This is a genomic window from Limnochordia bacterium (genome assembly GCA_023230925.1).
GTDB lineage: Bacteria > Bacillota > Limnochordia > DUMW01 > DUMW01 > JALNWK01.
The window spans coordinates 1-6,732 of sequence record JALNWK010000086.1; the positions used below are offsets into that span (position 1 = coordinate 1).

Here is a 6,732-nt window from a genome sequence, read left to right on the forward strand (position 1 = left end):
TATAGGCTTGGTTCAAGGTAATTAGATAGACTGGACTTCTCTTCCGTGAAGGTGGCCTTCTCACACCGTTTTAGTGGCCTTATTTCTCCGTGACAGTGGTCTTTTCAGATCGTAATATACAGATCGACGGGTTACTTACGGTGGATGTGGTGCAGATGCCACTGTCAGAACTGGTGCATAAAATCGGACGAAGTGCAGGTATCTTCGTGTATATCGAGGGCGGAAGTGACACTTTCATTACTACATACATGCACGGCGTAACGGTTGAGGAAGCCTTTGTACTCCTGTCTAGGTTGACGGGTTTTACCCTCCAGCAAAGGGATATCGGGTACGTCCTTACGGCTCCAGAGTCACATCCTGATCCTCTGGAACTAAGTACTGATGCCTCTGGTCTAGTCAGTGTTCATGCAGAAGACGTATCGGTTCGCCAAGTGCTAAGCAAATTAGCCCTTGAGTTTGGGCAGAGCTTAGCGATATCTTCTGATATAGAGGGAACAGCGTCTTTGGTCCTAGATCATGTTACTTGGGAAGAAGCGTTTCAGGCCATACTGGACACAGCTAATTTAGACATCGTTGAGGAAGATGGGATTTTGCGGATCACCCCACAAAAGACAGAACCAAGCGCCTTACCGTTAGGAATCGAATTCCTCCAGGTCGAGGAAGGACTAGTCTGGCTTCGCGCCTATGACGCTTCCCTTGCTGATGTGCTCCAAGTGATCGGTGAAGCAGCTGATCTTAGTTTTGCTATTGACACTGAGATATCGGCTAAAGCGAGAGTCATTTTCTAAACGGAGTAGGTGCGTCTACTGCCTCTAGACAGCTGGTGCAAACCCATGGTCTTATATTACAGGGAGAGGATCAGGTTGTTTTGGTAAGACCAGCTGTATCCCGAAAGATCAGGAATCTGCATCTAGGATCTGCTTTACTGAAGGACATTTCACAGTGGATGCACTAGTGTTAGATGCCACACTAAATGAGACAGTTAGCGCGTACATTATTTGAGACTGCCCTGACCAATATGGTTAGATAAGTGCTTGTCGGTATGCCTGTAAGTAGAGTACTATTGGTTTTGTCGGGGTTCCTTACGGCATAAAGAGGGGGAATGAAGCCCATTCCCCCTGCGAATACCTAGATATCCATAGATTCCTCAGTTGCCTGTTTGACGGTGTCCGCGTTGATCTGAGTGAGTTCATGCTGATAGGCGTAGGTGAGCGCATTAAGGCAGGAGCGGTTGCTCCCTCTTGGAATGCCTCAGGTGAAGGTAAAGATAAGTTGTTTGGCTCCATCATCAAATATTTGATGGGTAGCCACTGCGAAACGGAGACGCGAATCAATGTAGTTGCAGGTTTCTTTCTTCCCCCAGGGGCATTAACCGGAAGCGAACCCCGACCCGTTGGTGAAAGCTTCGTAGACAGGATTGTTTAGACGCGTAATTAGTTCAGGTTGCCCAGCTAGGATTGAGATACAAGGACAGATATTGTCCAAGGTAACGTTGGTAAGTAATCTAAGCTCCTCTATTGTTTCTGGACGAAGCTGATGAGCTTCGTCAATAAGCAGCAATGGTTGTCTTCCGGTCTCCTCTTTGAAGAAGAGAAGTTGTCTGAGCAATCCCCGGAAAGCATCAGGTCCTGGGGCATCGATACCCAATTGTCGTGCTAAATACCTCCAGATGTAACGGGGAGTGTACCCACCTTCCATTGTGATTGTTAGCTTGCGATAATCTCTTCATAGACATATGGGGAGGTTATCCGTGGTGGCAAATACGATCGACGTCAAACAACGAGAGAAACTGATTGCTGATTACAGGGCTAGTGCAAAGAGTGTACGCGAATGGTGCAGCGGTATCAAATTATCGACGATGTATGGCTGGTCAAAGCAGGCCGGAACCGATAACGCTGATGCTCCAAAGTTGGAGTGGATATCTGTTGAGCTGGAGCGTCCTCTGGAAACAACTGATGGTGTCTTAGTTTCTCGAGCGGGTCAAGTTGTAGTGGAGGTTCGATCAGGGTTTGATCCCAATCTGCTCGGCGATGTCGTTAAGGTTCTGGTTGAGTCATCATGAACATTACTGCTGAACGGGTCTATTTGGCTTGCGGAAGTACAGACCTAAGAAAGTCTATCGATGGTCTTGCGGCACTTGGTGCGGGACTCCGTACGCCGAGTTTGTGCGGGCTGAGGCTGCCGATTAAGGTGGCCTCAGCCCGGAGGCTGCATTCAGAAAGGTTACTCAGCCTTCTTTACATGTGAGTCTCTAAAAGAGAACGACTGTGTTTGTCCAGTTCGTTCCAGTCTTTGATCTCATACCGGTTTCCATCAACATCCTTGATGATCATGCGCCGTTTAGAGATCCGTCGCAGATTATATCTTCCCCGGACTTCAAAGGTGTGACATCCCCGGTCTGTCTCTACTTGCCAAGTAAGGATGCCGAACTTCTCACCAATATGGTAGATCCGCTTGATCTCGGGGATAAAATAGAAGGTAGCCAGCTCCTCTGCCACAATCTGCCTGGAGGATGGATCCAGTTCCTCGTAGTTGGTGAGAATGCCAATTTCCTTCTTTGTGTCGGCTTCCTTGAAAGCTACCATTGTTGTATGCTCATCACTTAAAGGAAATGGTCGAGAGATCTCCACGTTTGTGATTTCGGTGCCCCTAAGGTTCATGCTAATCTCGCCCTGTGTTGTTCTGGCGAGGCTGATTTCCTGGGGCAGTAATTTATTTGATTGTTCTTCCTTTGGTGCCAAGCCTGCCAGCATGTGCTACACCGCCTTCATTTTCGAAACTTCCGTCTGTAGATGCCACAGACGACTAAAAATCCCATTTTGCGCCAACAATTCCTCGTGGGTCCCTATTTCCACAATCCGACCATTCTCGACCACTACGATTCGATCCGCGTTCTTAAGTGTACTCAACCGGTGTGCGATGGCTAATGTTGTACGATTAGCCACTAGATTATCAATGGCCTCCTGAATGAGTTTCTCTGTTTCGGTATCCACCGCAGAGGTGGCCTCATCCAAAATGAGAATCCGAGGGTTTTTCAAAATGGCCCGGGCAATGGAAACCCTTTGCTTTTGGCCGCCGGAAAGTCCCGTGCCCCGTTCACCGACCACGGTATCGTAGGCATCGGTAAACTCCATAATGAAGTTGTGAGCATTGGCCGCCTTAGCAGCTACAATGATTTGCTCCAGGGATACATCCGGTAGACCGTAGGAGATATTCTCCGCAATTGTGCCAGTGAACAGGAAGGGCTCTTGGGTAACGATCCCAATCTGTGCCCGTAGACTTCTCAAGTTTAGATCCCGCACATCATGACCGTCAATGAGTACCTGTCCGTCGGTCACATCATAAAAGCGTGGGACGAGACTTGCAATCGTAGATTTGCCCGCTCCGCTTGAGCCTACGAGTCCAATCATTTCCCCTGCTTTGATCTCTAGGTTAATGTCCTTTAGTACCTCTTCGTCGGTTTCATAACGGAAGTGCACATGACGAAATTCAATGTGTCCCTCAAGGCGCTCGATGTGCTTGCCACCGGAGCTGTGGGTTTCCGGTTGGGTGTCTAGGACTTCAAAGACGCGCTCCGATGAGGTGACCGCCTGTTGAATCATACTACTTAGATTACACAAAGCCTGTACTGGTCCGTAGAAATGCCACATGTAGTTAATAAAGGCAATCAAGGTACCTGCGCTAATTGCACTCTCAGGATCTAGAATTAGCTGTCGGCCACCGACTAACCAGACTAGGATTACTCCGATGGTCATCACCATGGAAATGCCTGGGTAGAAAATGCTTTCAAACCGTACCGCGTGGATATGCTGTTGCATCAACTCATCGCTTTGCTCAGCAAAGCGGGCCGACTCAATTTCCTCGGTGGTAAAGGCTTTCACAATTCTAATTCCCGGAATCGTATCTCCAAGCAACGCATTCAGATCACTAAAACGCCGCCAGACCCGGCGGTAGACGTTCCGTAAGCGACGGGTAAAGATTAAGGTCAAGATGGCCACGATAGGCGCAGGTAGTAGTGCTAACAGTGCCAGACGGGGATTCATCGTAAACAAGACTATCCCGATTCCAACTAAGGTAGTAATATTTACCACTGTTTGGGGTAGCACCTGGACAATAAAGTGTTGCAATTGGTTTGTGTCACTGGTGACCCGGGACATGATTGCACCCGTTGGCCTTTTCTCAAAGTAACTCAGGTTCAGCCTCTGCAAGTGATCATAGATGGCCGTACGCAGATCGAAAATGATGTGCTGCCCTAACCACCCGGACAACCGGATCCGAATGGCAGAAAACACATTGATTGATACGTGGGTGAGGACCAGAATTAAAATAGTCTTCATTAGTAGGTCCAGATCTTTATTTGGGAACACCTGGTCAATTAGGGTCCTTGTTAGGATTGGTGGTACCAGCTGTAGTGCGGTAATCCCCAGGACCAACAAAATCAAAAAGACCACCTGTAGTTTATACGGTTTGGCAAAGTGCATTAATCTCCGAAAGGTCTTACGCTTATCGACACAGTGTAAACATATATCTGAGCCCGGTGGAAGAGCTCGGCCACAGGCAGGACAGCGGGTAAGCTCCTCTTCGTTCCGGGATGATTTCCTTGCCACGGTTTCCTCCGCGAGGGTGTTGGGATCTTGCCCCAGACGATTAAAGGCAGCTGCCAGTGCATCTACTTCCTTAGCACAGGTGCGGGAAAAACGGGCCACGGACATGGTAGTGTCCATCGTCTTAGCCTCGAGCATACCATTGCCATACATGTGGCGTACCTGAAGTTCCCCTATTTCCTCTAGGGGCAGCTCCATGACCACAGTATGTACATCTTCCTTCTTCTTAGTGACAATTAAGCGTTCTTTTGTTAGGAGTATCGCTCCTTCAATATACTGTCCCTCTATAGATAGATCTGTGGTGCAGTGACTGATGAGCGATTCAGAAAAATTTAGTATGTGGGAGAATTGGTCTTCGTTTGTACAATCTACCGTTTTCTCGTTAGGAATGAGACGGTGTTTTAGCTTTGGCGCTGCCATAGGAAGCCCCCCTGTGTCCTTGCCCAAGCCTAGTTAAATTTGTAATGGAAAATGGCGAATAAAGATATGAAATGCAACTCCTGAAAATAAGCCTAACTTAGCGGCGGCCTATATCGTGTATGAAATGGGTAAAACTTGACTATTCGACCTCATTATACTCGACTGGATCTGGGGGATCAAGGGGTTAAAGGATCAAAAATGCAAAACAGGGTAAACCCATGATAAACGACGTTATTGCGAAGTAGAGGTCCCTATTGATCTAGTTTGGAGCCAGAAGGGGAAGCAGTATCAGCAAATGGAAAATTACCAAGTGTCACTGCCGTAAGGCTCCTTCAAGACCGCTTGGAACCTTCCAGCCCAAACCGTGGTTTCCCAGTGGGACATAAACACTAACCTTCTGCATATATTGAAAGCGGAAGGGGCAAAGACCATGAGAAGAAGTACTCGGCGATTCCTCCCTAGGACGATGAAACAGGGTATGGCTATCGCTTACACAATAGCTTGTTTTGCGATACTAATTGTGGGTGTCGCCAGACTATCTTTACTAATTCCCCAGCTAGACCTGTCCGTATGCTTTGGCCTATCCCGTTGGGTAGAAAAGGAGATTAGCACTGGCTACTTGATGCTACGGGCTGGCTTTCCAGCATGCGTAAAATTGGAGAGGATTACTGCCGAGCAAAATCGGCTAGAACGGGGATTGTATTCCCTATTGAACGTGTTAGAGGCTGATTGGACGGATCCCTTGCAGATTCTGGCTTCGGAGCTTCCGTCTTTCATATATATACCTACCGAACAGTCCCAGGAGCCCAAAGAACAGGTGCCTGAAGGAGAACCATATGAAGATGAAGCCCTTGCGGCGTTAGGTCCCCTACAGTTGCCTGAAGTGGTTCCGCCAAAGGATGTAGAACCCATACAACCTGGTGTTGTAGACAGGACCAAGGCAGGGCCCATGGTAGCAATCTATCATACCCATGCCTCCGAACTGTATCACCAACCGGGAATGAATCTTGAGTTCGATTCCTATCATTTGCCCAATAGCACGGAAACGGGAGTGCTCCAGGTTGGTAAACACCTAACCACGTGTTTGGAGTCCTTGGGCGTCTCCGTGATCCATTCCTTAAAACTGCACGATACACCGAGTTTTACCAAGGCATACCAGGAATCAGCAAAGACAGTGAGTAGCCTGGTAAAGGAGAATCCGACCCTTGCTATGGTTTTTGACATCCACCGGGACGGTGTCAAGAGTGTACAGTATGTCAAAGAGATTGATGGAAGCCCAACAGCCCAAATACTCATTTTGGTTACTACCAATGATTACCTACCTAACCCCCATTGGCAAGAGAACCTGGCCTTTGCCACTGAGCTGAAAAAAAATATGGATCACTTATATCCTGGGCTCTGTCGGGGTATAATGATCGTTAGGGATAGCAGATTCAACCAGCATTTACATTCCCAGCTATTGTTGCTAGAAATCGGCAACTATACCCATACGATAGAGCCTGCCTTGCGCAGTGCTGAGCTTCTAGCTAACGTCATTGCCAAGATGCTTAAGGAGAAAAAACTAAGGTAAAAAAAAGTGGACAAGCCAGGGCCCCGTCAAAGTCAACGAAAATATCGATATGAAGGGGAATTGAAAAAAGGGCTGGTAATCCGCTCAAATAACCTTTATAATTGAAAGCGAAAACAAAGTCAAAGGAGAGAGCAGACA

Annotated in this window: 6 protein-coding genes; 3 read left to right on the plus strand and 3 right to left on the minus strand. The window is 47.8% G+C overall.

Annotated elements, in window-relative coordinates; all coding sequences use genetic code 11:
- Positions 1-89 precede the first annotated feature (89 nt).
- Positions 90-788: a hypothetical protein gene (locus M0Q40_12195; GenBank protein ID MCK9223355.1), complete on the plus strand. Its 699-nt coding sequence runs from the start codon at positions 90-92 to the stop codon at positions 786-788.
- Positions 789-1,368: 580 nt separating this feature from the next.
- On the opposite strand, the gene M0Q40_12200 is transcribed toward M0Q40_12195, so the two are convergent.
- Complete coding sequence (locus M0Q40_12200; GenBank protein ID MCK9223356.1) at positions 1,369-1,698, minus strand: ATP-binding protein; 330 nt, start codon at positions 1,696-1,698, stop codon at positions 1,369-1,371.
- Between the two features lie 55 nt (positions 1,699-1,753).
- Between M0Q40_12200 and M0Q40_12205 the strand changes: the two genes are divergently transcribed.
- Positions 1,754-2,062: a hypothetical protein gene (locus tag M0Q40_12205; GenBank protein MCK9223357.1), complete on the plus strand. Its 309-nt coding sequence runs from the start codon at positions 1,754-1,756 to the stop codon at positions 2,060-2,062.
- 175 nt (positions 2,063-2,237) lie between these two features.
- Here the strand turns inward: M0Q40_12205 and M0Q40_12210 are convergent, their stop codons facing one another.
- Together M0Q40_12210 and M0Q40_12215 are read right to left on the minus strand one after the other, a co-directional pair.
- Positions 2,238-2,753: a DUF1854 domain-containing protein gene (locus M0Q40_12210; protein ID MCK9223358.1), complete on the minus strand. Its 516-nt coding sequence runs from the start codon at positions 2,751-2,753 to the stop codon at positions 2,238-2,240.
- Positions 2,754-2,756: 3 nt separating this feature from the next.
- The gene (locus M0Q40_12215; protein ID MCK9223359.1) at positions 2,757-5,024 is read right to left on the minus strand and encodes an ABC transporter ATP-binding protein/permease; all 2,268 of its coding nucleotides are present in this window, start codon (positions 5,022-5,024) and stop codon (positions 2,757-2,759) included.
- A 430-nt stretch (positions 5,025-5,454) separates the two neighbouring features.
- On the opposite strand from M0Q40_12215, the gene M0Q40_12220 reads away from it, so the two are divergent.
- Positions 5,455-6,594, plus strand: a complete 1,140-nt coding sequence (locus tag M0Q40_12220) for a stage II sporulation protein P (protein ID MCK9223360.1) — start codon at positions 5,455-5,457, stop codon at positions 6,592-6,594.
- The last annotated feature ends 138 nt before the right edge of the window (positions 6,595-6,732 follow it).

Bases quoted from the DNA above. Each gene is read 5' to 3' on its own strand.
- M0Q40_12200 (MCK9223356.1), bottom strand. From the start codon at position 1,698: ATGGAAGGTGGGTACACTCCCCGTTACATCTGGAGGTATTTAGCACGA.
- M0Q40_12210 (MCK9223358.1), bottom strand. From the start codon at position 2,753: ATGCTGGCAGGCTTGGCACCAAAGGAAGAACAATCAAATAAATTACTG.
- M0Q40_12215 (MCK9223359.1), bottom strand. From the start codon at position 5,024: ATGGCAGCGCCAAAGCTAAAACACCGTCTCATTCCTAACGAGAAAACG.
- M0Q40_12220 (MCK9223360.1), top strand. From the start codon at position 5,455: ATGAGAAGAAGTACTCGGCGATTCCTCCCTAGGACGATGAAACAGGGT.